This window comes from Streptomyces poriticola (assembly GCF_036689765.1).
Classification (GTDB): domain Bacteria; phylum Actinomycetota; class Actinomycetes; order Streptomycetales; family Streptomycetaceae; genus Streptomyces; species Streptomyces poriticola.
On sequence record NZ_JBAGKH010000005.1, the window covers coordinates 187,978 to 214,331 of the forward strand.

Genomic DNA, 26,354 nt, shown 5'->3' on the forward strand with positions numbered 1-26,354 from the left:
CGACTCCGAATGACCGGGTCTCGGTGGCCGCCAGGCAGCCGCGCGGTGTCCGCCAAGTCGTCCGGAAGCAGCGAGGGGAGGGCGTCTGCTGGGCATCTGCCCTGCCCGGCGCCCTTTCCCGGGCCGCTAGAAGAAGCCCAGCTTCTTCGGGGAGTAGGACACCAGGAGATTCTTCGTCTGCTGGTAGTGCTCCAGCATCATCCGGTGTGTCTCCCGCCCGATGCCCGACTGCTTGTAGCCGCCGAACGCCGCATGCGCCGGGTAGGCGTGGTAGCAGTTCGTCCAGACACGGCCCGCCTGGATGGCGCGCCCCGCGCGGTAGGCGGTGTTGATGTCCCGCGTCCACACCCCTGCTCCCAGGCCGTACAGCGTGTCGTTGGCGATCTTCATCGCGTCGTCGAAGTCGTCGAAGGAAGCGACGGAGACGACCGGGCCGAAGATCTCCTCCTGGAAGATCCGCATCCGGTTGTGGCCCTCGAAGACGGTCGGCTGCACGTAGTAGCCGCCCTTCAACTCGCCGTCGTGCTCGATGCGCTGACCGCCCGTGAGGACCTTCGCGCCCTCCTGCCGACCGACGTCAAGGTAGGAGAGGATCTTCTCCAGCTGGTCGTTGGACGCCTGTGCGCCGATCATCGTGCCGGTGTCCAGCGGGTGGCCCGCTGTGATCAGCTCGGTGCGGGCCACCGCCGCCTCGACGAACTCCGCGTATGTGCCGCTCTGCACCAGCGCCCGGGACGGACAGGTGCACACCTCGCCCTGGTTGAGCGCGAACATGGTGAAGCCCTCGAGCGCCTTGTCCCGGAAGTCGTCGTCCTTCGCCCAGACGTCGTCGAAGAAGATGTTCGGCGACTTGCCGCCCAGCTCCAGCGTGACCGGTTTGATGTTCTCCGAGGCGTACTGCATGATCAGCCGCCCGGTGGTGGTCTCGCCGGTGAACGCCACCTTCGCCACCCGCGGGCTGGACGCGAGCGGTTTGCCCGCTTCCACGCCGAAGCCGTTGACGATGTTCACCACGCCCGGCGGGAGCAGATCGGAGATCAGGCTCATCCAGTAGTGGATGGAGGCAGGGGTCTGCTCGGCGGGCTTGATGACGACCGTGTTCCCCGCGGCGAGGGCGGGGGCGAGCTTCCAGGCCGCCATGAGGATGGGGAAGTTCCAGGGGATGATCTGTGCCACCACGCCGAGCGGCTCGTGGAAGTGGTACGCGACCGTGTCGTCGTCGACCTCGCTCAGCGAACCCTCCTGCGCCCGGATCGCGCCGGCGAAGTAGCGGAAGTGGTCGATGGCCAGCGGGATGTCGGCGGCCAGGGTCTCCCGTACCGGCTTGCCGTTCTCCCAGCTCTCGGCGACCGCCAGCTTCTCCAGACCGGCCTCCATGCGATCGGCGATCTTCAGCAGGATGCCGGCGCGTTCGGTCACCGATGTGCGGCCCCAGCCCGGTGCCGCGGCGTGCGCCGCGTCCAGCGCCCGCTCCACGTCCTCCGCGGTACCGCGGGCGATCTCCGTGAACGGCTGTCCGTTCACGGGTGTCGGGTTCTCGAAGTACTGCCCGCGTACCGGCGGCACGTACTCGCCGCCGATGAAGTGGTCGTAGCGCGACTGGTAGGAGACGATCGCGCCGTCGGTGCCGGGCGCCGCGTAACGGGTCATGCTGATGTGCCTCCTCGTCGAGCGCTGCCCGCCCTGGGGGCAGCTCGTGCCGCGAGGCTAGGGACCGCGAGGTTGCAGGGACGTTGCGCCGGCCGCGGTACCTCGGCGGGCCGGGACGCCGGAGGCCGGGCGTGGGGTTCGGTCTGCGGGGGTGCGTGTGCCGGGCGGCGCCCGCTTCGCCGGCCCGGCGGTAGCCGTGGCTCACCGGTTCCGGTCTTCCCTCGCACGGTTGCCGCCTGCAGCGACCGCACCCCTCTCAACGGACGTGCGGAGCCACCAGTTCCGCTTCCAGCGCCGCCAGTCGGGCCCGGACCGAGGCGGTCGGTCGCACCGCGGCGAGGGCGCGCCAGACGTCGAGGTCGTCCTCGCCCCAGGGGGCATGCGCCCAGTCGGCCAGCAGATCGGGGTCACCGCCGGTGATCAGCGCGTGCCGCAGTCCGTCGGCGAGCCGGTGCCGCAGCCGGACCACCGACGGCGCCTGGGAGCCGGGCAGCAGCGGCCCGCCGTAGGCAGCCACCGCGGCCGTGACCGCACCGGCGCGCAGCCGCCGCTCGACGACGGCGACGTCGGACTCGACGGGTACCGTGAGGCGGTACGGGCGCGACGCCAGCCGGCCGGGCCCCAGCGTCCGGCGCAGCCGTGCCAGCTCGGCGCGCAGCGTCACCGGCGTCACCCTCTCGTCCTCGTACAGCGCGCACAGCAACTCGTCACCGGTCAGTCCCTCCGGGTGGCGGGCGAGCAGCACCGCGATCTCGCTGTGCCGTCGGCTGAGCCGGACCCGGTGCCCACCGATGGCCACACACGCCTCATCCCGTCCCAGGGCGGTCAGCTCGGCCGCCTCGTCGGCCGGCCGCTGCGGTGTCAGCAGGGCCAATTGGGACTCTGCCGCCCGGGCGACCGCCTGTACGAAGCCCAGACTGTGCGGATGGGCCAGCCGGTCCCCGCCCGTGATGTCGACGGCCCCGAGCACCCGCCCGGTGCGCGGATCGTGCACCGGAGCCGCTGCGCAGGTCCACGGCTGCACCCGGCGCACGAAGTGCTCGGCGGCGAAGACCTGCACGGGCCGGTCGACGGCGACCGCGGTGCCCGGCGCATTGGTCCCGACCGCGCTCTCCGCCCACCGCGCACCCGGTACGAAATTCATCCGCCCCGCCCGCCGACGGGTGGCCGGATGGCCCTCCACCCAGAGCAGCCTGCCGTGGGCGTCGCACACCGCCAGCAGATGCTCCCCGTCGGAGGCGAACGTGCCCATCAGTTCCCGTACCAGGGGCATCACCCGAGCCAGCGGATGCTCGGCCCGGTAGGCGCCGAGGTCGTCGTCCCCCAGTTCCACGTCGGCGGTGCCGTCCGGACCGACACCCGCCCGGACGGAGCGCCGCCACGACTCCGCCACCACCGAACGCACCGGCAGCGGCACGGTGCCCGCGGCCGTGAACGTCTCGTGCGCGCGGCGCAGCACACGCGCGTGCTCGACGGGGTCCGCCCCCGGCTCCAGAGCCACCCATGGATCGCTCAACTCGGCCTCCCCGGACGGCGACGCTGCCGCGGACATCGTCACTCGGGGGAGGAGCGCCGACAACCACTTCGACCGGCCAGGTCACCCGACCGTGGTGCACACCCGAACAGTCAGGCGAAGTTGACGAGTCTGATGTAGCGCGTCCAGTCCCACAGCGGGCCCGGATCCGTGTGGTCGCTGCCCGGTACCTCGTGGTGCGCGATGATGTGTGCCCGGTCCTTGGGGATGCCGTACCTGGTGCAGATCGCCGCCGTGAGCCTGGCGGACTGCTCGTACATGGCGTGGGTGAAGTACTCCGGACGGTCCACCCATCCCTCGTGCTCGATACCGATGCTGCGGGTGTTGTAGTCCCAGTTCCCCGCGTGCCAGCCGATGTCGGCCTCGCGGACGCACTGGGCGACATGACCGTCGGCGGAGCGGACCACATAGTGTGCGGACACCTTCGAGCGCGGGTCGGCGAAGACGGCCAGGGTGTCGGCGTAGGTCTCCTGCGCGACGTGGATGACCACGTAGTCGACGGGGTGGGCGGTGGGACGGCTCGACGCGGTGTAGTTGGAGCTGCTTGCCGGATGCCACTCCGTGGGCGGGTAGCCGCCGGCCCGGGGCTGCGCCTCGGCCCGGGTGCCCGACAGCAGGGCGGAAGGGACGGCGGCGAGTGCGGCACCGGTCAGCAGCCGCCGTCGGCTGGGCAGCGGGCGTGCTCGTTCCCGTCGTGCTCGTTCCATGGGAGGTCGCCTTTCGTGCTGTGGAGGTCTGGGAAGGGAGGGTGGAGGGTGGGCTGGGCGGTTCCTGACGGCGGAGCGTTCGGCAGAGGAGCGGAGTGCTGAGCGGCCCGGACCCCTTGTACCGAGGGCCCGCGGCGACGGAACTCACGCTACGACGACGGGTGGTTGGGCAGCAGGAGACATCCGGATTCGGTGGACGACCGCACCCTTGTGGACAACTCGCTCACTCGATCGAGTGATCAAGTGATGAACGCCGGCGTCCGGCGCCGACCGCTCAGGGCCGCTCCGCCACCGCCATCGGGTCGTCCAGCACAGCCCGCACGACCGAGTGCGCGGCCCCCAGCAGCGGCCCTCGGGGCCCCAGCGCCGACACCGACACGGGGCAGGCGGGCCCCGCCGTGCGCCGGGTCAGTTCGTCCCGGAGCGGAGGCAGCAGCCAGGGCGCGAGCCCGGCCAGCGCCCCGCCCAGCACCACCGTCTGCGGGTCCAGCAGATTGACCGCTCCGGTCAGTGCGATGCCCAGCGCCGTCCCGGCGTCGTGCAGCGCCCGGCGAGCGTCCCGGTCGCCGGCCTCGGCGCGCTCCGCGAGCAGATCCACGCGGCCCTCGCCCGCCGCCAGACCGGCCGCGCGGAGCACCGCCTCCTCGCCGGCGTACTGTTCCAGGCAGCCGCGCCCGCCGCAGGCGCACTCCGGGCCGTCCGGAAACACCGGCACATGCCCCAGCTCGCCGGCGAAACCCCGGGTGCCGCGCAGCAGCCGGCCGTCGACGACGACCCCCGCGCCGATACCGATCTCGGCAGAGACGTGCAGGAAGTCGGGCGGCATGCCGTCGCCCAGCCACAGCTCCGCGAGCGCACCGAAGTTGGCCTCGTTGTCCACGGTGAGCGGCACGCCCACCGGTAGGAGAGCCCCGAGGTCCGCATCGTGCCAGTCGAGATTCGGGGCGCGTACGACCGTCCGGGCGTCCCGCGCCACCAGGCCGGGCACCGCCACCGCGAGCCCGGCCGCCCACAGGCCCTCGCGCTCCGCCTCGGCGACGACGCGCCGCACCAGGCCGGTGAGCTGCTCGACCACCGGCCCCGGAGAACGGCCCCGGTTGCCGCCGTACCGCACCGCCCGCGCGCGTACCTGGCCGCGCAGGTCCACCACGCAGGCCGCGAGGTGGTCGACGCCGACCTCGGCACCGATCCCCGCCGGGCCGTGCGCGCTGACCGCGAGCGCCGAGCCCGGGCGGCCCACCCGGCCCGGCCGCTCGGGCCCCAGCTCGTCCAGCAGCCCGGCCCGGGTGAGCTCGTCGACCAGCGTCGACACCGCCGCCCGGGTCAGCCCGATGTGTGAGGCGACCGCCGCCCGGGACAGCGGCCCCTCGGAGCTGACGGTGTGCATCACCCGCGCCAGGTTGCGGCGGCGCATGCCCTGCTGGGTGTCCGGCAGGGCAGGCCCGGTACGGGCCTCCTGCGCCTGGTTCCGCGGTGCTGTCATGCCTCCTCGGCCCTGGCCCGTGTCCTCGGGTCCTCGCCCGGTGTCCGTGGTCCTCGCCCGGTGTCGGTGTCCGCGCCGGGTGCCCGGAGCGGACTGCGGCCCGTCAGCGGGGGTCCGTGCCCCGCTCCAGCAGCGGGGCCGCGTCGGAGAGTACCCCGGCGATCCTGCTCAGCGTCGCCTCATCTCGATCCACCGCCTCCAGTACCGGACCGGCGGCGGTGTTCCAGCGCCGGGCGACCGCCGCCGGATCCTCGCCGGTGAGCAGTCCGGCCGCCTGAGCCGCCGCGCCCAGGGCGACCAGCTCCCGGGCCTCGGGAATCTGCACCGGGCGACCGGACAGCCGGCGTACGGTCTCCTGCCAGGCCCTGCCGCGTGCGCCGCCGCCGATGAGCAGCAGCGGCGCGGAGGCGTCCGCGTCGGTGTCCAGGACCCGGTCCAGTGCCCCGAGCAGCGAGTGCACGGCGCCGTCGTACGCCGACTGGAGCAGCTGCCCGGCGGTCGTGTCGTGGCGCAGCCCGTGCAGCAGGCCGGAGGCGTTCGGCAGGTCGGGGGTGCGCTCGCCGTCGAGATAGGGCAGCAGTGTGACGCCGGTGCCGGGCTCGACGGCCTCGCGGTCCAGGCCGAGCAGCGCCGCGACCCGGTCGACGGCGAGCGTGCAGTTCAGGGTGCAGGCCAGCGGGAGCCAGTCGCCGCGCGCGTCGGCGAAGCCGGCCACTGTGCCGGTCGGGTCGGCGGGCCGCCGCTGCGACACCGCATACACCGTGCCCGACGTCCCCAGGCTCATCACCGGCACCCCGGACCGCAGCCCGAGGCCCAGCGCGGCGGCGGCATTGTCGCCGGTTCCGGGAGCCACCAACGTGCCCTTGGAGAAGGGCAGGTCGTGGCTGTCGCGGACGGTGCCGGCCACCTCGCCGGGACGCACCACCCTGGGCAGCAGCGCCGGATCGAGCCCCACGCGCGCGAGGATCTCCTCGTCGTACGCCTCCGTCCCGGTGGCCCACCAGCCGGTGCCGGAAGCGTCGCCGCGGTCGGTGGTGCCCCGACCGGTCAGACGCTCGGTGAGGTAGTCGTGGGGGAGCCGTACGGCCTGCGTGGCGCGGACCGCCTCCGGCTCGTGCTCGGACAGCCAGGCCCACTTGGTGACCGTGAACGAGGCACCGGGCACACTGCCCGTCCGCTCGGCCCACGCCTTGGGCCCGCCCAGTTCCCCGACCAGACGGCGTGCGTGCGGCGCCGAGCGGACGTCGTTCCACAGCAGGGCGGGCCGCACCGGATCGCCCTGGGCGTCCAGAGTCACCAGGCCGTGCTGCTGTCCGCCGATCGACACGGCGGCGGCCTCGTGCGCCGCCTCCCCGCACTGCGCCAGCGCTTGGACCAGGGCGTCCCACCACCGCCTCGGGTCGCTCTCGCGACCGGCCCCGGTGGACACGGCGTGCGGTGCCTGGCCGCTCGCGACGATCTCTCCGGTCGCCGCGTCGACGACCAGGGCCTTGGTGGACTGGGTGGATGTGTCCACGCCGACGACGAGCGGACCCTCGGCTGCTGACATCGGACTCTCCCTCTTCCGCGGCTCTGCGGGGTCTCTACTTCGAGGACACCCTGTCCCTTCCCAGCGATGCGCCCGCATACTAATTTGTAAAGCGTCATGACGAAATAGTGGCCGACGAGCGAGCCGGAAGCGAGCAAGGAGCCGCGGCATGAACTACCAGCCCACCCCCGAGGACAGGTTCACGTTCGGTCTGTGGACCGTCGGCTGGCAGGGCCGGGACCCGTTCGGGGACGCCACCCGGGCTGCCCTGGACCCGGTGGAGACGGTGCAGCGCCTGGCCGGACTGGGCGCCTACGGAGTGACCTTCCACGACGACGACCTGATCCCCTTCGGCTCGGGCGAGGCCGAGCGCGAGGCGGCCGTCAAACGGTTCCGGCAGGCCCTGGACGCCACCGGCATGAAGGTGCCGATGGCCACCACGAACCTGTTCACGCACCCGGTGTTCAAGGACGGGGCCTTCACCGCCAACGACCGCGACGTCCGCCGGTACGCGCTGCGCAAGACCATCCGCAACATCGACCTGGCGGCGGAGCTCGGCGCACGCGTCTATGTCGCCTGGGGCGGCCGGGAGGGTGCGGAGTCCGGCGCGGCCAAGGACGTGCGCGATGCCCTGGAGCGGCTGAAGGAGGCCTTCGACCTGCTCGGCGAGTACGTCACGGCGCAGGGATACGACCTGAGGTTCGCCATCGAGCCGAAGCCGAACGAGCCCCGCGGGGACATCCTGCTGCCCACCGTCGGCCATGCGCTGGCCTTCATCGAGCGGTTGGCGCGCCCGGAGCTGTACGGCGTCAACCCGGAGGTCGGGCACGAGCAGATGGCCGGACTGAACTTCCCGCACGGCATCGCGCAGGCTCTGTGGGCGGGCAAGCTGTTCCACATCGACCTCAACGGCCAGTCCGGTGTCAAGTACGACCAGGACCTCCGGTTCGGCGCCGGCGATCTGCGGTCCGCCTTCTGGCTGGTCGATCTGCTGGAGTCGGCCGGCTACGAGGGACCTCGGCACTTCGACTTCAAGCCGCCGCGGACCGAGGATCCGGGCGGCGTGTGGGCGTCGGCGGCCGGCTGCATGCGCAACTACCTCGTCCTGAAGGAGCGTGCCGCCGCGTTCCGGGCCGATCCCGAGGTCCGGGAGGCGCTCCGCGCGGCGCGGCTGGACGAGCTGGCCCGGCCCACCGCCGCCGACGGTCTCCGGTCCCTGCTGACCGACCGCGGCGCGTTCGAGGAGTTCGACGTCGAGGCCGCCGCCGCTCGGGGTATGGCCTTCGAACACCTCGACCAGCTTGCCGTGGACCACCTGCTGGGCGCACGCCGCTGACCCTGCGCAGCCGCCCGCACGGCTGTGTGCGGCCCGGGAGTGTGGCTGCGCAACCGCACGCACACGCGCGTGCCGGCGGTTGCCCGGCCGAGCCGGTCTGCTCAGGGCCCGGGGCCACCGGCCGAAGCCGCCTGTGGTCCCGGGGAGCTGCGAGAATGCCCGGCATGACGGACGAGGCAGGAGCACCGGTCGCGGGCGGCTCCGGCGCGGCCCGGCAGCTGAACGTGGTGGCAGCCGTGATCGTTGAGCGGGCCCGCCTGCTGGTCGTCAGCAAGCGGGCCGCACCCGACGTCTTCTACCTGCCCGGCGGCAAGCCGGACCCCGGGGAGGGCTCACTGGAGGCGCTCCGCCGCGAGCTGGACGAGGAACTGGGCGTGCAGCCCGTGGAGCCGCGGCTGCTGGCCGAGGTCGAGTCGCTCGCGGCCCTCGAGCGCGTGCCCTTGCGGTTGACGCTCTTCGAGGCCGCGATCGACGGGCGTCCCCACCCCGCCGCGGAACTCGCCCGCCTTCAGTGGATCTCCGGGCACGAGGCCGGTCTGCGGCTGTCGCCCGCCCTCTCGGACCACGTCATCCCTCTGCTACGGCGGACCGGTGCACTGAGGCCGTAGCTCCGGCGGCGCCCGGACCGGTGGCACAGCTGGCCGGAACGGGAGCATCCGCTCTTGGACGTGGAGAGCCACCGACCGGCGGGCCCGACCGGTCGGCCAGCCCACGACCTCTTGTGCTCCTACGGCTCGTGGTCCGCCGGGGATGCCGCCGTGGCGAGTGCGGTGGCCGGATCGTCGGCCGCCTCCCCCGCGGGGACCCAGCGGTCGTGCTCCCTGCGGTACGGCCGCCACCTCCCGTCCCGGCCGAGCCGGATCTGCTGCGGCGCACCGGCGACGTCCAGCGGTTGGCGCCGCCACGCAGGGGCGGCCGTTCGTCCTCGTCCCAGGCCGCGTCCAGGGCGGCACGCGCGCGTGCGAGCGCCTCGCCCTCCACCGGCCACTCCTCCTCCAGGACCGAAAGCCCCGCCGCACCTCCGAACCGCCGTGCACGCACCGCCGACGCGAAATCCCGCCCGCCGCGTCCCGTCGCGCCGGCCAGACGTTCGGCCCCCCGGTGGCACGCCGTCCGCCGCCGGCCGTACCGCGTCCTGAGCCCTCGTCAGCTGGCCCTCCGCGTCCGGAAACCCGACCGTGCGGCCGGAGGATCCGCGCCGTCGGGGCACCAGAACGCGACCCTGCCGGTGCGGGGAGGATCACCGGGCACGAGGACGGCGCAGCACCGGCAAGCCCGGAGACGTCCTCGATGTCCGCCATGCTCGGTGCCGGTGCCGGTGCCGGTGCCGGTGCCGGTGCCGGGGCGGTGGCTGTGGTGGTCGTCCGTGTGGCGATGAGTAGTCCTCAAATTTGACTAGTCGTTTTGAGATCGCTGACTGTATGTGGACTCGAGGGTCTGGAGGGTGTGAACTGCTGTGATGTGAGCCACCATGCAGAAGGAGACTGTGCCGCCCGCTCCGGCGGGGACGCTGGAGGCGTCACCCTGAGCCTTCGCGAACCGCAGGGTGGCCCGGGAGTCTCAGGGTCGAGTAGGGGTTCGGTCTCAGGGGCTTCTCGGGGTCGTGGTACGGAACCGCGGAAAGCGCGGGCCCGTTGTCAGGACAGAGAGCGGCAGTGGCCGCGAAGGAGGCGACATCATGTCGAAGAACGCCAAGATCGCCGCGGGGGGTGCGGCGGTCGGGATCCTGCTGCTGATCTGGCTGCCCTGGTGGGCCGCCCTCCTGATCATCCTGGGAGTCCCGGCCGGTGCGTACCTCGCGCTGGACCCGTCCCAGCGGCGCAGGCTGCGCCGCAACACGCGCAGGGAACTCGGCCGCTGAGGAGCCGGGTCACGGGGCCGTACGCAGTTCAGGCGGGGCGTACGGCCATCGCGTCGAGGGCCTCCAGCAGTCCCGGCAGCTCCGGGCCGCGTCCGACCGGCAGCACCTCACCCGGTTCCTCGTCCAGCAGGACGAACGCGATGTCGTCGGTCCGGGCCACCAGCGACCAGCCGGGGCCGTCCGCACGCAGCGTCCGCGCACCGCCCGGCGCGAACGACGACCGGACCCGGCCCAGCGGAGGAGGCGTGTCCGCATAGGCGCGGGCCTCCGCGAGCACCCGCCGGACACCGCTGTGCCCCGCGGCCCCGGGCTCCTGCTCCGCGTCCCCGGCAGGGTCCTCCTCCGCAGCTCCGGCACTCTCGGAGCCCTCGTCCGGGACCTGGAACTCGGCGTCGTCGATCTGCTCCCGCCACTGCGCCCACTGCAGGGCTATCTCGTCGGCCCCCAGGCGGCGCTGCGCGGGTCCCCAGACGGTCGTGTCCGGCGGCGTCAGCGCGGGCGCCTCGTCCGGCTCCACCGCGGGATCGTGCGGCGCGGGCACCCCCGGAGCGGCCACCGCGACCGCGAGGGGCCAGCCGGGCAGCGCGGCGACAACCGTGCGCTCGTCCGGCGACAGCTCGTACTCCATGCCGCAGTCCCAGGACGCGATGGCGACGGCGACCAGCGAGACGTCGTCGATGACGACGGTCCACCGGGCACCCTCCCCGTCCTGCCCGAGGACCAGTCCGTAGCCGTCGGCGAGCGGTGCGAGGCCGAGCGCGGCACACGCCTCCGGGTAGTCGTCGCCCAGCACGCTCGGGAACTTGGCGGGCGTCAGCAGCACCGCCGTGAGCACAAAAAGCGCGTCGTCCGCGGCGGCGACGGCGTTCTCGTCCGTCCCGGCCATCCCAGCCTCCCCATCGTTCACCCAACGGCGCGCACCCTAATCCGACCGGAAGGGCCTTGTCACGACTCGCTGACGCAGCCCAGCTGCAGTTTTCCGGCTCTACGGGGCGAACACGACGAGCCGGGCGTTCGGTGCATTCGACCCCCGGGCCCCGAGCGGCGCGGCCTGCACCCGCGCCGCTGCCGCCCCGACGCATCCGCCGGAGCCCGCCGTCCGCGGTCCCGGCGAGAGGACGCCATGGCATCTCCTGCCGGGCGACATAGAGGGCGACATAGAGTTGGGGGTTCCACGACGGAAGGGGCAGGTTGCGGTGAAGCGCTTCGAACGGCTGGCACAGATCCGGCGGATGGACCCGTACGAGGACGCTTCCGAGATCTACCGGCTCACCTCAGCCTACGAGTTCCCGTGGGACTTCACCCGCGCCCTGGAACTCGCCCTCTACCGTACGTACGCCGTTCCGAGCATCGGTCGGCTGCTGGCGCGGACAGCGGAGCTGACGGACCGGACGCAGCGGCGGTACGACGACACCTCGCTCCTCCTCGACTCCATCGTCGAGCACGGCTTCGCCAGCGAGCAGGGCCGCACGGCGGTCCGCCGGATCAACCAGATGCACCGCAGCTACGACATCCCCAACGACGACATGCGCTACGTGCTCTGCACCTTCGTCGTGATGCCCAGACGCTGGATCGACGCCTACGGCTGGCGCAGGCTGTCCCGCCACGAGACCATCGCGTGCGCGGTCCATTACCGGACCCTGGGGCGGCACATGGGCATCAGGGGCATTCCCGAGACGTACGAGGAGTTCGAGGCCTGCCTCGACGCCTACGAGGAAGCCCACTTCGACTGGGACGAAGGCGCGCGGCGGGTCTCGGACGCCACACTCGACCTGATGGCCTCGTGGTACCCGCGCCCGCTCACCCCACTACTGCGCACTGCGACTCTCGCGCTGCTGGACGAACCCCTGCTCCGGGCCTTCCGTTACACGCCGCCGGGCCCCGGCACGCGCGCGGTCGTGCGGCGTGCGGTGCGACTGCGAGGGCGCGCGGTCCGGCTCCTGCCGCCACGGCGAGCCCCGCACTATGCGCGGCAGAACTGGGAGATCAAGAGCTACCCGAACGGATACCGCCTGGCGGAGCTGGGCACGCGTCCGGTCCCGGGGGTACGCGGGTGCCCGGTCCGCCAAGCGGGCGCGTCAGCCGCCGAGTGACCCGAGCGTCTGCCTGAGCCGGGCGAGTTCCGGCTGCAAGGTGGCCCGCACGATGGTCAGGACGCCGGGCCGGAACAGATCGTCCAGGTCCTCGGCGCGCGGCGGCCGGTCGCCGTCGTGGCGGAAACTCGCGGGCTGCTCCGGGAGGCCGGCCGGCGCCGCACCACCGCCGCCTGGGCGTCGGCGTCGCCCAGGTGCCGCAGGTTCGCCCACATCACAGGCCGCCCCGAGGTCTCCGGCCGCCGCACTCTCTTCGTCGACCTGCCCGGACACCACATCAGCGACCGGCCCGACGACGTCGGCTACACGCTGGAGGACCATGCAGACGCCCTCGCGGCGGCCCTGGACACGGCCGGACCGACCGGCGCCGAACCGATCGCGCACAGCATGGCCGCGCCGTCGCCCTCGTGCTCGCACACCGGCTGCCCGAACTGGTCTCCCGCCTGGTCCTCGCCGAGGCCGACCTCCACGCCTCCCATCGCCGACCGCGGGCAGCAGCATCATCGCCTCCCACGCGGAGGACGATGTCGTGGGCGGCGGCCACGCGCGCGTGCTGGCAGCCGCGGCTCCCTCCGGGCGGCGCCGATGCGGCTGGCCGACCGACGCGCCCGGCACCGCTCGGCGGTCGGTCTCATCCGGGCACCGCGACCGTCGATGCGAGGCCTGCTGGAGCGGCTGCCGGCCGACCGCGTGCAGGCCGGGAGGCCGTGACGGGCCGCCGGCCCCGTCGGCTTCCGGTCCTCGCGTACTCCTCCCCGACGACTCGGACCTCAGGGACTCGCCCGTCCTCGTCGACGCCCCGCTCCTCCCGGGCGGCTCACTCGCGCACGGCCAGCGCCAGGAACCGGGCCTCCTCGTCGACGTAGGAGGTCATACGCCACCCCGAACCGGCCAGCAGCGAACGCAGGTTGGGCTCTGCACGCAGGTCCTCCGGCGCGATCCGCCGGCCCTGGCGGGCCGCGAGCGCCGCCCTGCCGATGGGGTGGAAGAGCGCCAGCAGACCGCCGGGTCGCACCACCCGCGCCAGCTCCCGCAGATTTCCGGCCGGGTCGGGCAGATGGGCGATCAGGCCCGCCGCGAACACGGCGTCCAACGACTCCGACCGCAGCGGCAGCGCGGCGACATCGGCGAGCAGCAACCGCCCGTCCCGGCCCCGCCCTGCCCGCACGGCGGCCCGGAGCATGGCCGGCGTCAGATCGGCCCCGACCACCACGCCCGAGAGGCCCACGGCCGCCCGCAGAGGCGTCAGGGCCCGCCCGGTGCCGCAGCCCGCGTCGAGCACGCGGGCACCGGGGTGCAGGCCGAGCTCGGCGACCGCCGCAGCGTAGGCGGGTCCGTCGTCGGGGAACCGGGCGTCCCAGTCGGCGGCCCGCGCGGTGAAGAACTCCTGGACGTGTGTGTGGTCGTCGCTCATGCTCCGCATGATTCCTTACCGGCAGGAATGACTCACCGGCACGAATGACATCACGGCGCACATGTTCGGGCGGGATGCGATCGTTCCAGCACATCTCTGCGTCATATCCCTGCATGTTTCGAAATGCGCCCCCTGTGCGCCCCCCGGCCAGGGCTAGCGTCCCGGGGCCATGGGACACCTGGACCACGCCGCCCTGGGCTGGCTCACACCCGTGCTGTCGTACGCGATGGCCTGCACCGGCGCCGCCCTCGGGCTGCGCTGCACCGTCCGCGCCCTCGGCGCCACCGGACACTCCCGCCGCAACTGGCTGCTGACGGCGGCCTCCGCGATCGGCACCGGCATCTGGACGATGCACTTCGTGGCGATGCTCGGCTTCAGCGTCACCGGGACGGACATCCACTACGACGTACCACTCACGCTGCTGAGCCTCCTTGTCGCCATGGTCGTGGTCTGCGCCGGGGTGTTCGCCGTCGGCTACGGCCGGGACCGTCTCCGGTCATTGCTGCTCGGCGGCCTCACCACCGGGCTCGGCGTGGCGAGCATGCACTACCTGGGCATGGCGGCGGTACGGCTGCACGGCGAGGTGAGCTACGACCCGAAGCTCGTCGCGCTCTCCGTCCTGATCGCTGTCGCCGCGGCCACGGCCGCCCTGTGGGCGGCGCTCAACATCAAGTCGCCGGTGGCGGTCACCGTCGCCTCCCTGATCATGGGCGCCGCCGTGAGCAGCATGCACTACACGGGCATGTTCGCAGTGAGCGTGCAGGTCACTCCCTCCGGCGAAGCTCTGGCCGGGGCCACGGCGATGCAGTTCATCTTCCCGCTCGCCGTCGGCCTCGGGTCCTACCTCTTCCTGACCTCGGCCTTCGTCGCCCTGTCGCCGACGGCGGGGGAGCGGGAGGCAACCGCCTCGGCCGTACGGCCCGTCGAGAGCGCAACCCGGTAGCGGCCGGAGCGCCCCAGCCGGCACCCGCAGCACGTCCCGACATCCACTCCCGAGCGAGAAGGCCATGCCCACACCCCGCCCCATACCCGCACCCGGCACCGACGCGCCGCACCCGCCGCCCCTGCGCGGCCGTCGTGCGCACGCCGGCCCACCGGCCGACGAAGGCCCGGCCGAACCCGCGCCCTCCGGACCGGACCGCGCTCCCGCGCGCGCGTGGCGCCGCGGCATCCGGCCCCGCACCGTGCGCGCCAAGATCGTCTGTCTGCTGATGGTGCCGGTCGTCTCCCTGCTGGCCCTGTGGGCGTACGCCACCGTCACCACCGCCCAGGACATCGCCGGGCTGCGCCAGCTGCAGCGCGTGGACACCGAGGTCCGCGCCCCCTTGGCCACCGCCGTCGCCGCACTGCAGGCCGAGCGGGTGGCCGCCGTCCGCTACACCGCCCAGCCGTCGTCGGTGCTGGGCGGGGAGTACGAGGAACACGCCGAGCGGACGGACCGGGCCGTCGCGGCACTGCGCCTGGGTGACCGCCACACCGTCGCCGACAGCGGCCGACTTCCTGCTGCGGTTGCCCGGCGGCTGGAGACGTTCGTCAGCGGCGCCGAGCGACTGGGCCCGCTGCGCACCGCCGTGCTCGGCCGCGGCGCCGACTGGCAGGAGGCCTACGGGCGGTACACGGAGACGATCGCGTCGGCCTTCGGGGTGGGCGGCGCGCTGAGCGGCATCCAGGACGCCGACCACGGCTCCCAGGCGCGCGTGCTGGTCGAGTTCTCCCGCGCGGGCGAAGCCCTGGCCCAGGAGGACGCGGTCCTCGCCGCAGCCCGCCCGGGAGGCCGTCTGGACGGGGCGCAACTGCGGCTGTTCACCGGTGCCGTCGACACCCGTCGCACGCTCACCGACGCAGCTGCCGCCGACCTGCGCGGCGACGAACGCACCGCCTGGCAGAAGCTCGTCGAAGGCACCGACCACGCGGCGCTGCGCGCCGCCGAGGACCACCTGCTCGCCGGCGTCGAGGACGCACCCGCCCTCGACGCGGCCGCCTCCCCGGGTGCCTGGGAACGTGCGCACGCGCGCGTGCAGGACGGTATGCGCACCATCGAGCAGGACGCCGCCCGCTCGGTCGCCGACCGGGCCGACCCCTACACCCGCGGAGTCCTCACCCCGGCCGGTGCCGCGGTTCTCCTGGGCCTCCTCGCCGTCGCCGCGTCACTGGTGATCTCCGTGCGCATCGGCCGCGGTCTCGTGGTGGAGCTGGTGAGCCTGCGCAACAGCGCGCTGGAGATCGCGCGACGCAAACTCCCCGAGGCCATGCGGCGACTGCGCGCGGGCGAGGAGATCGACGTGCGCGCGGAGGCGCCGCCCGGACGGCCCGCCGAGGACGAGACCGGACAGGTCGCCGAGGCCCTGGGCACCGTGCACCGGGCCGCGCTCCGCGCCGCCGTGGAACGCGCCGAACTGGCCAGCGGCATCTCCGGAGTCTTCGTCAACCTCGCCCGTCGCAGCCAGATCCTCGTCCACCGCCAGCTGAGCCTCCTCGACAGCATGGAGCGGCGCTCCGAGGACCCGAACGAACTCGGCGACCTGTTCCGCCTCGACCACCTGACCACCCGGATGCGGCGCCATGCGGAGAGCCTGATCATCCTCTCCGGAGCCGCCCCCGGACGGGCCTGGCGCATGCCGGTCTCCTTGACGAACGTGATCCGTGCCGCCGTGTCCGAGGTCGAGGACTACGCGCGCGTGGAGGTACGACAGCTTCCCGAGACGTCCGTCGCCGGAGCCGCTGTCGCCGACCTCACCCACCTGCTCGCCGAGATCATCGAGAACGCTGCCCAGTTCTCGCCACCCCACACGCGCGTGCGCATCACCGGTGAGCCCGTCGGCAACGGCTACGCGGTGGAGGTCGAGGACCGCGGGCTCGGCATGGGCCAGGAGTCCCTGGCCGAGGCCAACCGGCGCATCGCCCAGTCCGAGGCCCTCGACCTCTTCGACAGCGACCGGCTGGGCCTCTTCGTGGTCAGCCGTCTTGCTGCCCGGCACGGCATCAAGGTCCACCTGAGGCCCTCACCGTACGATGGGACCACCGCGGTCGTCCTGCTGCCCACCGCCCTGCTGCACAGCGGTGCGACGGAACGTTCACCCCGCGCCACGGTGGAACAGCGCCGCCCGGACGAGTTCGCATACGCGCGCGCCTCCGCCGCCGAGCCGCACGGGGATCCGGTTCCCGCCGCCGACCGCCCGGCGCTGGCCGCACCCGTCCCCGCCCACGCGGAGACCGGCACCCCCGGCCGACCCCCAGGAGTCGCCACCTTGCGACTGCACCGATTCCACGACGACTCCCAGGAGAGCAGCGGCGACTCCGCGGATCTGCCCCGCCGGGTACGCCAGGCCAGCCTCGCCCCCCAGCTCCGGGACGGACGCCCCGAGGACCCGGCCCCCGCGTCCCCGCCCCGCGGCGACGCCGACCGTACCCCCGAAGTCGTACGGGACCGCATGGCCGCATACCGCGACGGCTGGGCGCGCGGCGGCGGCAGACAACCCGGCCACGGACCCGCTCCCGGCCCGGCGGCGGCCGGCGGCAGCAGCGAAGGAGACTCCGCATGATCAAGGACCCGAGCATGGCGGCCGCCCAGCGGTCCGGCGAACTCGACTGGCTGCTAGACGACCTGGTGATGCGCGTCACCGAGGTGCGGCACGCCGTCGTGCTGTCGAACGACGGACTCGCCATCGGTGCCTCGACCGGCCTCGGCCGCGACGACGCCGAACACCTGGCAGCCGTCGCGTCCGGCTTCCACAGCCTGGCCAAGGGCGCGGGCCGGCACTTCGGCGCCGGCGGCGTCCGGCAGACCATGGTGGAGATGGACGACGGTTTCCTGTTCGTGGCCGCCGCCGGCGAAGGCTCCTGCCTCGCCCTGCTCACGGCGGTCACAGCCGACATCGGCCTGGTCGCCTACGAGATGGCACGGCTGGTCCGACGCGTCGGCGAGCATCTGCGCACAGCGCCCCGCACCGCGGTTCACCCGCCCACCGCCGGATGAACCGGGAGGGCGGTCGGCATCGATGAGACAGCACACGACGGACGGCATGGAACAGCCGGGCAGCCAGTGGTACGACAACGAGGCCGGACCGCTCGTCCGCCCGTACGCCATGACGGGCGGCCGGACCAGACCCGGCCCCACCGGGGTGCGCTTCGACCTGATCGCCCTCGTCACCCTGGAGCAGGGCGCGGCCGGAACCGCCGACGGCGCCCTGCTCGGACCCGAGCACCGCACCCTGCTCGAACTGTGCCGCCCGGAGACCCAGTCGGTGGCCGAACTCGCCGCCGGCGCGGACCTTCCGGTCGGCGTGGTCCGCGTACTCCTCGGCGACCTGCTGGAACTCGGCTGCGTCACCGTCAGCCGTCCCGTGCCTCCCGCGCAACTGCCCGACGAACGGATTCTGCGCGAAGTGATCGACGGCCTGCGCGCGCTGTGACCGGGATCCCTGCGCTGCAGCCGGACGGACCGTCATGACGATCCCACACACCCGTGCCGCCACCGCGCGCACCGCCTGCGCGGGGCCGCGGCCGGCACCCGCCGACGCCTACGCGGCCGGCCCCTCCCGAGAGAAGTGAGCGATGGTCTCCGAGCACACCGAAGCCGCCGGCGGTGACACCGCCGCGCTGGCGCTGAAGGTCCTGGTCGCCGGTGGATTCGGCGTGGGCAAGACGACCCTGGTCGGAGCGGTCAGCGAGATCAGGCCGCTGCGCACCGAGGAACTGCTGAGCGAGGCCGGACAGCTCGTCGACGACATCGGCGGCGTGAACCACAAGGTCACCACCACCGTCGCCATGGACTTCGGACGCATCACCATCCGGTCCGGGCTCTCCCTGTACCTCTTCGGCACCCCTGGCCAGGACCGCTTCTGGTTCCTGTGGGACGAACTGGCTCAGGGAGCCCTCGGAGCCGTCGTCCTCGCGGACACCCGGCGCCTGGAGGACTGTTTCCCCGCCGTGGACTACTTCGAGCACCGGCGCATCCCGTTCGTGGTCGCCGTCAACTGCTTCGCCGGCGCCCGCCGCCACACGGAGCCGGAGGTCTCCCGTGCCCTGGACCTCGACCCGGGCACGCCCGTAGTCCTGTGCGACGCCCGGAAACGCGACTCCGGGAAGGAGGTGCTGATCCGGCTGGTCGAGTACGCCGGCCGCATGCACACCGCGCGGTTGCTCGACTCGGTCGGCTGACGAGATCCCGGGTGACGGGCGGCGGCGGGCAGACGGGACCCGTGGTCACATGGGGGCGGCGCGGAGCACTCCCCTCAGTCCGCCACGCCCTTCTCCGCCAGAACCGTGTCGATGCCGACGCGTACGAGGAGTTCGCCCGGTGTCCCGTTGCGGGCACCGAACTCCTCGGCGCGCTCCTCGCCCATGTACCGGGCGCCGATACGGGCCGCCCAGTGCCGCAGCGCCTCCGGGTCCTCCGACAGCCGCGCCCGACCGCGCAGCACCACATAGCCGAAGGGCGGCCGGTCGTCGTCGACGCACAGCGCGACCCGGCCGTCCCGGACCAGATTGCGGCCCTTCACGCTGCCCTTGCCGGTGTTGAACACGATCTCGTCCCCGTCCAGCAGGAACCAGATCGGCGTCACATGCGGACTGCCGTCGGCCCGCACCGTCGACAGCTTGCCCGTGCGGGTTCCGGACGAGACGAACGCCCGCCACTCCTCGTCGGTCATCTTCTGTGCCATGTCCCCATCCTCCCTTGCCCGCAGCGCGACGGTGGGGAAGGCTGGCGCAAGGGTCCCCCGGCCAGGGGGGTACAGATCGTACGGCACATGCGGGGAACAACACGGGGAGATCGGACCATGGCGCACAACCAGGGGATCGGCTGGCTGCTGGACGACCTGACCGAGCGCGTCGAGCACGTACGGCATGCGCTGATCCTGTCCAACGACGGGCTGGTCACGGGGGCCAGTACAGGCCTGCGGCGCGAGGACGCCGAGCACCTTGCCGCCGTGTCGTCCGGACTGCACAGCCTGGCCAAGGGATCGGGCCGCCACTTCGGCGCGGGTCAGGTCCGGCAGACGATGGTCGAGTTCGACGACGCGGTGCTGTTCGTCACGGCCGCCGGCACCGGCAGCTGCCTGTGCGTGCTGAGCGGCGCCGAGGCCGACATCGGGCAGATCGCCTACGAGATGACCCTGCTGGTGAACCGCGTCGGCGAGCACCTCGCCGTGGACGAACGCCGCCCAGAGAGGGCTCCCGTGATCGAGCTCTGACCTGCAGTTTTCCACAGCCGCGTCCGGGGGCACGGAGTTTTCCACAGGCTCGGCGCGGCACTCGTCCCGGCGGCTACGGTTCTCGTGTCGGGCAGGCGCCGCGCTTCGGCGCCCGGCCGCCGCACATCAACCACGGGACTCCACGGGGGAGACGAGCATGTCCGGGAACACCCTTGCGCACACCGACGCGACTACGGATCGTCATGGCGCCATCATTCTCCGCGACCATCTGGCTGCTGGCCACGCGGCGCGGGAACTGACCTTGAAACGCAGTGAGTTCGACATCGCCGTGCACCTCGGGCGCATCCGTACGGTATCCGCTGAAGGGGGCCGCGGCACCCCGCGCGTCCCCCTCGCCGAGATCGAGCGGCTGCGCAGCCGACCGGACTTCCCCGAGGGACTGCGCGCGAGCGTCCGGACCGTGGGCAGCACCGAAGGTGCCGGCCTCATGGCCGTACCGAAAGCCCGCTTCACACGCCTGGCGCGGCTGGGGCTCCTGGTGCCGGTGCGCTTCTACCTCAACCGCTACCGTGCCGTGGTGTGGCTGTATCTGGCCGACGAACTCCGGCAGTTCGCGGCCGACGAGAAGAGCGCCCCCCTGCTCAAGGGCCGTTTGCCGGAAGACCTGCGGGAGCGGCTCGCGACGGGGGCGGACCTGCGGCCGCGCAACTGGCGCGGCCGGCACCTCGGGTTTCTGCTGCGGAAGGCCGATGATCCCTGGGCGCGGGCCGCGGCGGTGGCGGCGCTGCTCGAAGAGGCCGAGGTGGCGGAGACCGTCCGGGACCCGTATGAGCGCGCATATCTCCACCGGCTGCGTCCGGCACTGCCGGTGCACGGATCACCGGGCTCACCGGCGGCGCTGGTGGCGGAGGAGATCATGACGGCGTCGGAGCCGGACGAGATCGACTGGCTGCGCGCCGACCTGGCCGGCGCGGTGGACACCGCACGCGAACACCTCCCGGCACCTCGGCCGGCGCCGAAGGCGGCACCCGAGCGGTCCGAACCGACCGCCCCGGAGCCCGTGCGGGGCCGCGGGCTGCTGGGCCGGCTGTTCCGCGGAGGCGGATGAGCCGCCGGGACGAGCTACAGGGCCCGGAAGAGACCCTCCTGCACCACCGAGACCAGCAGGCGGCCCTCGATGTCGTAGATGCGCCCGCGGGCCAGGCCCCGCCCGCCGGTCGCGATCGGTGACTCCTGGTCGTACAGGAACCACTCGTCCGCGCGGAACGGGCGATGGAACCACATCGCATGGTCCAGCGACGCCATGTCGAAGCCCCGCGGACCCCACAGCGGCTCCACCGGGATACGTACGGCGTCCAGGAGGGTCATGTCGCTGGCATAGGTGAGGGCGCAGGTGTGTACGAGTGGGTCGTCGCCGAGCGGCCCGACCGCACGCATCCACACCGCGCTGCGCGGATCGGCGCCCTGGATCTCCTCGGTGCTCCAGCGCAGCCGGTCCACGTAGCGGATGTCGAAGGGCTGACGCCGGGCCATCCGCTCCAGTTGCTCGGGCAGCTCACCCAGATGCTCGCGGACCTCGTCCGTGACGGTCGGCAGCGAATCCGGGTCCGGCACCTTCCGCGCAGGCGGCAGCTGATGCTCGAAACTCCCCTGTTCGGGCTGGTGAAAGGAAGCGGTCAGATTGAAGATCGTGCGGCCCTGCTGCACCGCGGTGACCCGTCGGGTGGTGAACGACCGCCCGTCCCGGACCCGCTCGACCTGGTACACGATCGGTACGCCCGGCCGTCCCGGGCGCAGGAAGTACGCGTGCAGCGAGTGCACGGGGCGGTCGCCCTCCGTGGTGCGCCCGGCCGCGACCAGCGCCTGCCCGGCCACCTGGCCGCCGAAGACCCGCTGCAGCGACTCCTGGGGGCTCCGGCCACGGAAGATGTTCACCTCGATCTGCTCCAGGTCGAGCAGGGCGACAAGGCTCTCGGCCGGGTTGGTCATGGGTGCGCTCCTTGGCTCACAGCTGGCCGACATCGATGACGCGGACCACCGCCCGGCCCTCCGCGTCGGAGGCGGTGAGGTCGACCTCCGCGCTGATGCCCCAGTCGTGGTCGCCGTTCGGGTCGTCGAAGATCTGCCGCACACGCCACAGACCGTTCTGCGGCTCCTCCTCGATCACCAGCAGCTTGGGGCCGCGGGCGTCCGGACCCGTGCCGAGGTCGTCGTACTCGTCCCAGTACGTGTCCATGGCCGCGCCCCAGGCGTCGGCGTCCCAGCCGGCGTCGGCGTCCAGCTCGCCCAGCTCCCCCACCTGGTCCAGCGCGGCAAGCTCGACCCGGCGGAACAGGGCGTTGCGGACCAGCACCCGGAAGGCGCGCGCGTTGGTCGTCACCGGCCGGACCTGGTCTGCCTTCTCCTGGGCCTCCTCGGCGGTCATCTCCTCCGGATTGGCGAGCTGCTCCCACTCGTCGAGGAGGCTGGAGTCCACCTGCCGGACCATCTCGCCGAGCCACTCGATCAGATCCTGCAGGTCGTCGGACTTCAGGTCGTCGGGGACGGTGTGGTCGAGCGTCTTGTACGCGCCGGCGAGGTAGCGCAGCACGATGCCCTCGGTACGGGCGAGTTCGTAGTGCGACACCAGCTCCGTGAAGGACAGCGCCCGCTCGTACATGTCGCGGATCACCGACTTCGGCGACAGCGGATGGTCACCGACCCAGGGGTGGCTGCGGCGGTAGGTGTTGTAGGCGTGGAAGAGCAATTCCTCCAGGGGCTTGGGGTAGGTGATGTCCTGGAGCCGCTCCATGCGCTCCTCGTACTCCACGCCGTCGGCCTTCATCGCGGCGACGGCCTCGCCGCGCGCCTTGTTCTGCTGGGCCGCCAGGATCTGCCGCGGGTCGTCGAGCGTCGACTCCACCACGGAGACCATGTCCAGCGCGTACGACGGCGACTCCGGGTCGAGCAGTTCGAACGCGGCCAGGGCGAACGTGGACAGCGGCTGGTTCAGCGCGAAGTCCTGCTGCAGATCCACCGTCAGGCGGACGATACGGCCCTCCGCGTCGGGTGCGTCCAGCTTCTCGACGATGCCCCCGTCCAGCAGCGAACGGTAGATCGCGATGGCCCGCCGAATGTGCCGCAGCTGCTGCCTGCGCGGCTCATGGCTGTCCTCCAGCAGACGGCGCATCGCCTCGAAGGCGTTGCCGGGACGCGCGATCACCGACAGCAGCATCGTGTGCGTGACCCGGAAGCGGGACGTCAGAGGCTCCGGCTCGGAGGCGATGAGCTTCTCGAAGGTGCTCTCCGTCCAGCCGACAAACCCCTCGGGCGCCTTCTTGCGTACCACCTTCCGGCGCTTCTTCGGGTCGTCCCCGGCTTTGGCGAGCGCCTTCTCGTTCTCGATGACGTGCTCTGGGGCCTGTGCCACGACGAGGCCCGCCGTGTCGAACCCGGCCCGCCCGGCCCGGCCGGCGATCTGGTGGAACTCCCGGGCTCGCAGCGTACGGACCCGGCTCCCGTCGTACTTGGTCAGTGCCGTGAACAGCACGGTGCGGATCGGGACGTTGACGCCCACACCGAGCGTGTCCGTGCCGCAGATCACCTTCAGCAGTCCGGCCTGCGCGAGCTTCTCCACCAGCCGCCGGTACTTGGGCAGCATGCCGGCGTGGTGCACGCCGATACCGTGCCTGACGTAGCGGGACAGATTGCGGCCGAACTTGGTGGTGAACCGGAAGTTGCCGATCAGCTCGGCGATCCGGTCCTTCTCCTCGCGCGTGCACATGTTGATGCTCATCAGCGCCTGCGCCCGCTCCACCGCCTGGGCCTGAGTGAAGTGCACGATGTAGACGGGTGCCTGCTTGCTCGACAGCAGATCGGTGAGCGTCTCGGTGAGCGGCGTGTAGCGGTACTCGTAGGACAGCGGCACCGGCCGGGTGGCCGAGCGGACCACCGCCGTGGAGCGCGCGGTGCGGCGCGTGAGGTCCTTCTCGAAGAACGAGACGTCGCCGAGGGTCGCCGACATCAGCACGAACTGCGCCTGGGGCAGCTCCAGAAGGGGGATCTGCCATGCCCAGCCGCGGTCCGGCTCCGCGTAGAAGTGGAACTCGTCCATGACGACCTGGCCGATGTCCGCGTTCTTGCCGTCCCGCAGCGCGATCGAGGCGAGCACCTCGGCGGTGCAGCAGATCACCGGAGCGTCCGCATTGACGGAGGCGTCGCCGGTGAGCATGCCGACGTTCTCGGTGCCGAACAGCTTGCACAGCTCGAAGAACTTCTCCGAAACCAATGCCTTGATCGGCGCCGTGTAGAACGTGACCTCGTCCCGGGCCAGCGCGGCGAAGTGGGCCCCTGCGGCGATCATGCTCTTGCCGGAGCCGGTGGGCGTCGACACGATCACGTTCGCGCCGGAGACCACCTCGATCAGCGCCTCCTCCTGATGGGGGTAGAGCGTGAGACCGCGTTCCTGGGCCCACGACTCGAAGGCTTCGTAGAGGGCGTCGGGGTCGGCGGTCTGCGGCAGCTGATCGATGAGGGTCACGCCCCCATCTTGCCTGGCCCGGTCCCGGATGCGGGAATCGGCTGCCGGGCCGAAGATCACGAACGCTACGCTGTGTCGCCGACGACATGTCGACAGAGCCGGACAACTGGACAGCGGCACACGAGGAATGGGGCGGGCGACGGCGATGATGGGACCAGCACACTCACTGTCGGGAGCAGCGGCCTGGCTCGGCGTCGGCGCGGCCACGGCCGCGGCCGGCCATACGATGCCCTGGCCGGTCCTGCTGGCCGGAGCCCTGATCTGCGCCGGGGCGGCGCTCGCCCCCGACCTCGACCACAAGGCGGCGACCATCTCACGGGCCTTCGGGCCGGTCTCGCGTGGGCTGTGCGAGATCGTCGACAAGTTGTCGTACGCCGTGTACAAGGCCACGAGGAAGCCGGGCGACCCGCGCCGTTCCGGGGGACACCGCACGCTCACGCACACCTGGTTGTGGGCGGTCCTGATCGGTGCCGGCACCTCGGTGCTGGCGATCACCGGCGGCCGGTGGGCCGTGCTGGCGATCCTTTTCGTGCACATGGTGCTGGCGATCGAGGGACTGCTGTGGCGGGCGACCCGGGGCTCCAGCAGCGATGTGCTGGTATGGCTGCTGGCCGCCACGAGCGCCTGGATCCTCGCCGGGGTGCTGGACAGACCGGATGGTGGTGCGGACTGGCTGTTCACCGCGCCCGGCCAGGAGTACCTGTGGCTGGGACTGCCCATCGTGCTGGGCGCGCTGGTGCACGACATCGGGGACGCGCTGACCGTCTCGGGCTGCCCGATACTCTGGCCGATCCCGGTCGGCCGCAAGCGCTGGTACCCCCTCGGTCCGCCACAGGCCATGCGGTTCCGGGCGGGCAGTTGGGTGGAGCTCAAGGTGCTGATGCCCGCGTTCATGGTGCTCGGGGGAGTGGGCGGCGCCGCGGCACTGAATGTCATCTGACGTCACCGCCAGTCGCCTCGGCGCCGCCCGCGACCCCGCCCTTGCCGCCCGGCCCGGACCGTCAAGGGTCTCGCGGGCCGCGCAGCTCAACCGGTGCCGGCCCCGGTGTCCGCACCGGAGCCCGGGTCCGTGCCGTACCGCCGCTCGAAGCGGGCCACGCGTCCCTCGGCGTCCACGGTGCGAGCCCTGCCGGTGTAGAACGGATGGCTCTCGGAGGAGATCTCCACGTCCACCACCGGGTAGGTCCGGCCGTCGTCCCAGTCGATGGTCTCGTCGCTGGACGCGGTCGACCGGGTGAGGAAGGCGTACCCGGCGGCGCGGTCGCGGAAGACCACCGGGTGGTAGTCGGGGTGCTTGTCGTGATGCATGGCTGCTCCTCGTACGAGGCCGGACGGCCCCCGACCGGTCCGCGCCCTCGGGTGCCGGCAGGCTGCGGCCCCGGCACACCGGGGGAGGCGAGTCCGGCGCGGCAGACAGGCTCAGCGGGGCAGGGTGTCCTCGTCCACCACGTGCATCGCGGCCTCCTCTGCGGACGCCGCCGCGCCGTCGATGCCGACATCCCTGGCGACCAGCGCGGGTTCCTCGTCCTCGTGGGCACCCTCGTCGGGGGCGACCAGCCGACCGGAGCGGACCGCTCCGACCTCGTTGTCCAGCAGTTCCCCGTCGGTTCCCTGGGAGTCGCCGAGACCGTCACCGTCGGGTGCCAGGGCATCCGGCCGCTCCTCGGCGAGCCGCTGGTCCAGCGTCTCGCCCCGGTGCCGCTCCGCCGCCGTCACACCACTGTGCTCGACGGCCCAGGGCCGCTCCGGCGGGGACCAGCCCCGGTCGAGAGGATCAGCGACGCCGTCGTTCTCCAGGGTGTCCTCCGCGTCGAGCAGCCCGGTGTCCTCCCGCTGGTCGGAACCGTCGGGCTGGTAGACGTCGTCTCCCCATCCGTCGGCGCTGTTCACGGGTACCTCCAGGGGGTGGGGACGGGCCCCTCGTCACCGCGGACCGCGGCGGGTGGCCGCTGCGCGGGGCACAGGCGCCGCCCTTCGTCGAACCTCGCGGCTCTCGGGCGCTCCCCGAGCCGGTGCCACCTCCCAGCCTTCCACTCCCGTTCGGGAACGTGCAACGGCACGAGGCCCGCCCGGG

General features: G+C 72.5%; 25 protein-coding genes and 1 pseudogene. 13 read left to right on the forward strand and 13 right to left on the reverse strand.

Going from position 1 to position 26,354, the window contains the following annotated elements; genetic code table 11:
* Positions 1 to 126 precede the first annotated feature (126 nt).
* From exaC to xylB, 5 genes are all read right to left on the reverse strand, one after another.
* Complete coding sequence (gene exaC / locus V5O46_RS10885) at positions 127 to 1,650, reverse strand: acetaldehyde dehydrogenase ExaC (protein ID WP_332884317.1); 1,524 nt, start codon at positions 1,648 to 1,650, stop codon at positions 127 to 129.
* A gap of 256 nt (positions 1,651 to 1,906) precedes the next feature.
* On the reverse strand, positions 1,907 to 3,202 hold the full coding sequence (locus V5O46_RS10890; protein WP_408648958.1) for a GAF domain-containing protein: 1,296 nt from the start codon (positions 3,200 to 3,202) through the stop codon (positions 1,907 to 1,909).
* A gap of 74 nt (positions 3,203 to 3,276) precedes the next feature.
* The gene (locus V5O46_RS10895; RefSeq protein WP_332884319.1) at positions 3,277 to 3,891 is read right to left on the reverse strand and encodes an N-acetylmuramoyl-L-alanine amidase; all 615 of its coding nucleotides are present in this window, start codon (positions 3,889 to 3,891) and stop codon (positions 3,277 to 3,279) included.
* 274 nt (positions 3,892 to 4,165) lie between these two features.
* Positions 4,166 to 5,374, reverse strand: coding sequence for an ROK family transcriptional regulator (locus V5O46_RS10900; RefSeq protein ID WP_332884320.1), 1,209 nt, complete (start codon positions 5,372 to 5,374; stop codon positions 4,166 to 4,168).
* Positions 5,375 to 5,477: 103 nt separating this feature from the next.
* A complete protein-coding gene (xylB, locus tag V5O46_RS10905) occupies positions 5,478 to 6,923 on the reverse strand; it encodes a xylulokinase (protein WP_332884321.1) in 1,446 nt (481 codons plus the stop codon).
* Positions 6,924 to 7,071: 148 nt separating this feature from the next.
* Between xylB and xylA the strand changes: the two genes are divergently transcribed.
* The 3 genes from xylA (at position 7,072) to V5O46_RS10925 (ending at position 10,099) form a co-directional block, all read left to right on the forward strand.
* Positions 7,072 to 8,238, forward strand: coding sequence for a xylose isomerase (gene xylA, locus V5O46_RS10910; protein WP_332884322.1), 1,167 nt, complete (start codon positions 7,072 to 7,074; stop codon positions 8,236 to 8,238).
* A gap of 164 nt (positions 8,239 to 8,402) precedes the next feature.
* Entirely contained in the window at positions 8,403 to 8,846 is a 444-nt protein-coding gene (locus V5O46_RS10915) for an NUDIX hydrolase (protein WP_332884323.1), read from the forward strand.
* A 1,070-nt stretch (positions 8,847 to 9,916) separates the two neighbouring features.
* The gene (locus V5O46_RS10925) at positions 9,917 to 10,099 is read left to right on the forward strand and encodes a hypothetical protein (protein WP_332884324.1); all 183 of its coding nucleotides are present in this window, start codon (positions 9,917 to 9,919) and stop codon (positions 10,097 to 10,099) included.
* A gap of 28 nt (positions 10,100 to 10,127) precedes the next feature.
* On the opposite strand, the gene V5O46_RS10930 is transcribed toward V5O46_RS10925, so the two are convergent.
* Positions 10,128 to 10,985, reverse strand: coding sequence for a hypothetical protein (locus tag V5O46_RS10930; protein WP_332884325.1), 858 nt, complete (start codon positions 10,983 to 10,985; stop codon positions 10,128 to 10,130).
* A gap of 310 nt (positions 10,986 to 11,295) precedes the next feature.
* Between V5O46_RS10930 and V5O46_RS10935 the strand changes: the two genes are divergently transcribed.
* Positions 11,296 to 12,192, forward strand: coding sequence for an oxygenase MpaB family protein (locus V5O46_RS10935; protein ID WP_332884326.1), 897 nt, complete (start codon positions 11,296 to 11,298; stop codon positions 12,190 to 12,192).
* Here the strand turns inward: V5O46_RS10935 and V5O46_RS10940 are convergent.
* A complete protein-coding gene (locus V5O46_RS10940) occupies positions 12,178 to 12,513 on the reverse strand; it encodes a hypothetical protein (protein WP_408648969.1) in 336 nt (111 codons plus the stop codon). The two genes, V5O46_RS10935 and V5O46_RS10940, sit on opposite strands and share 15 nt — an antisense overlap.
* On the opposite strand from V5O46_RS10940, the pseudogene V5O46_RS10945 reads away from it, so the two are divergent.
* Positions 12,406 to 12,885, forward strand: a pseudogene (locus tag V5O46_RS10945) (alpha/beta fold hydrolase); the annotation flags it as partial. The gene V5O46_RS10940 and the pseudogene V5O46_RS10945 overlap by 108 nt on opposite strands.
* Positions 12,886 to 13,009: 124 nt before the next feature.
* On the opposite strand, the gene V5O46_RS10950 reads toward V5O46_RS10945, so the two are convergent.
* Entirely contained in the window at positions 13,010 to 13,606 is a 597-nt protein-coding gene (locus V5O46_RS10950; RefSeq protein WP_332884327.1) for a class I SAM-dependent methyltransferase, read from the reverse strand.
* A 169-nt stretch (positions 13,607 to 13,775) separates the two neighbouring features.
* On the opposite strand from V5O46_RS10950, the gene V5O46_RS10955 reads away from it, so the two are divergent.
* The 5 genes from V5O46_RS10955 (at position 13,776) to V5O46_RS10975 (ending at position 18,766) form a co-directional block, all read left to right on the forward strand.
* Complete coding sequence (locus tag V5O46_RS10955; RefSeq protein WP_332884328.1) at positions 13,776 to 14,549, forward strand: MHYT domain-containing protein; 774 nt, start codon at positions 13,776 to 13,778, stop codon at positions 14,547 to 14,549.
* Between the two features lie 64 nt (positions 14,550 to 14,613).
* Entirely contained in the window at positions 14,614 to 17,148 is a 2,535-nt protein-coding gene (locus V5O46_RS10960) for a sensor histidine kinase (RefSeq protein ID WP_332884329.1), read from the forward strand.
* Positions 17,145 to 17,582, forward strand: coding sequence for a roadblock/LC7 domain-containing protein (locus V5O46_RS10965; protein WP_332884330.1), 438 nt, complete (start codon positions 17,145 to 17,147; stop codon positions 17,580 to 17,582). Before V5O46_RS10960 ends, V5O46_RS10965 begins: the two co-directional genes overlap by 4 nt.
* A gap of 22 nt (positions 17,583 to 17,604) precedes the next feature.
* Positions 17,605 to 18,018, forward strand: a complete 414-nt coding sequence (locus V5O46_RS10970; protein WP_332884331.1) for a DUF742 domain-containing protein — start codon at positions 17,605 to 17,607, stop codon at positions 18,016 to 18,018.
* Positions 18,019 to 18,160: 142 nt separating this feature from the next.
* On the forward strand, positions 18,161 to 18,766 hold the full coding sequence (locus V5O46_RS10975; RefSeq protein WP_332884332.1) for a GTP-binding protein: 606 nt from the start codon (positions 18,161 to 18,163) through the stop codon (positions 18,764 to 18,766).
* Positions 18,767 to 18,840: 74 nt separating this feature from the next.
* Here the strand turns inward: V5O46_RS10975 and V5O46_RS10980 are convergent, their stop codons facing one another.
* A complete protein-coding gene (locus V5O46_RS10980) occupies positions 18,841 to 19,269 on the reverse strand; it encodes a PPOX class F420-dependent oxidoreductase (RefSeq protein ID WP_332884333.1) in 429 nt (142 codons plus the stop codon).
* Between the two features lie 117 nt (positions 19,270 to 19,386).
* Between V5O46_RS10980 and V5O46_RS10985 the strand changes: the two genes are divergently transcribed.
* Together V5O46_RS10985 and V5O46_RS10990 are read left to right on the forward strand one after the other, a co-directional pair.
* Positions 19,387 to 19,800 (forward strand): roadblock/LC7 domain-containing protein, encoded by a 414-nt coding sequence (locus V5O46_RS10985; protein ID WP_332884334.1) that lies wholly within the window; start codon positions 19,387 to 19,389, stop codon positions 19,798 to 19,800.
* 157 nt (positions 19,801 to 19,957) lie between these two features.
* Positions 19,958 to 20,869, forward strand: coding sequence for a DUF6397 family protein (locus V5O46_RS10990; protein WP_332884335.1), 912 nt, complete (start codon positions 19,958 to 19,960; stop codon positions 20,867 to 20,869).
* 14 nt (positions 20,870 to 20,883) lie between these two features.
* Here V5O46_RS10990 and V5O46_RS10995 read toward each other — a convergent pair whose 3' ends face one another.
* Both V5O46_RS10995 and V5O46_RS11000 read right to left on the reverse strand, forming a co-directional pair.
* Positions 20,884 to 21,750 (reverse strand): acyl-CoA thioesterase, encoded by an 867-nt coding sequence (locus tag V5O46_RS10995; protein ID WP_332884336.1) that lies wholly within the window; start codon positions 21,748 to 21,750, stop codon positions 20,884 to 20,886.
* A gap of 16 nt (positions 21,751 to 21,766) precedes the next feature.
* Complete coding sequence (locus V5O46_RS11000) at positions 21,767 to 24,280, reverse strand: DEAD/DEAH box helicase (RefSeq protein ID WP_332884337.1); 2,514 nt, start codon at positions 24,278 to 24,280, stop codon at positions 21,767 to 21,769.
* A 145-nt stretch (positions 24,281 to 24,425) separates the two neighbouring features.
* Between V5O46_RS11000 and V5O46_RS11005 the strand changes: the two genes are divergently transcribed.
* A complete protein-coding gene (locus V5O46_RS11005) occupies positions 24,426 to 25,220 on the forward strand; it encodes a metal-dependent hydrolase (protein WP_332884338.1) in 795 nt (264 codons plus the stop codon).
* Positions 25,221 to 25,306: 86 nt separating this feature from the next.
* Here the strand turns inward: V5O46_RS11005 and V5O46_RS11010 are convergent, their stop codons facing one another.
* The gene (locus V5O46_RS11010) at positions 25,307 to 25,588 is read right to left on the reverse strand and encodes a type B 50S ribosomal protein L31 (RefSeq protein ID WP_332884339.1); all 282 of its coding nucleotides are present in this window, start codon (positions 25,586 to 25,588) and stop codon (positions 25,307 to 25,309) included.
* 111 nt (positions 25,589 to 25,699) lie between these two features.
* Positions 25,700 to 26,170: a DUF5709 domain-containing protein gene (locus V5O46_RS11015; RefSeq protein WP_332884340.1), complete on the reverse strand. Its 471-nt coding sequence runs from the start codon at positions 26,168 to 26,170 to the stop codon at positions 25,700 to 25,702.
* Positions 26,171 to 26,354 lie beyond the last annotated feature (184 nt).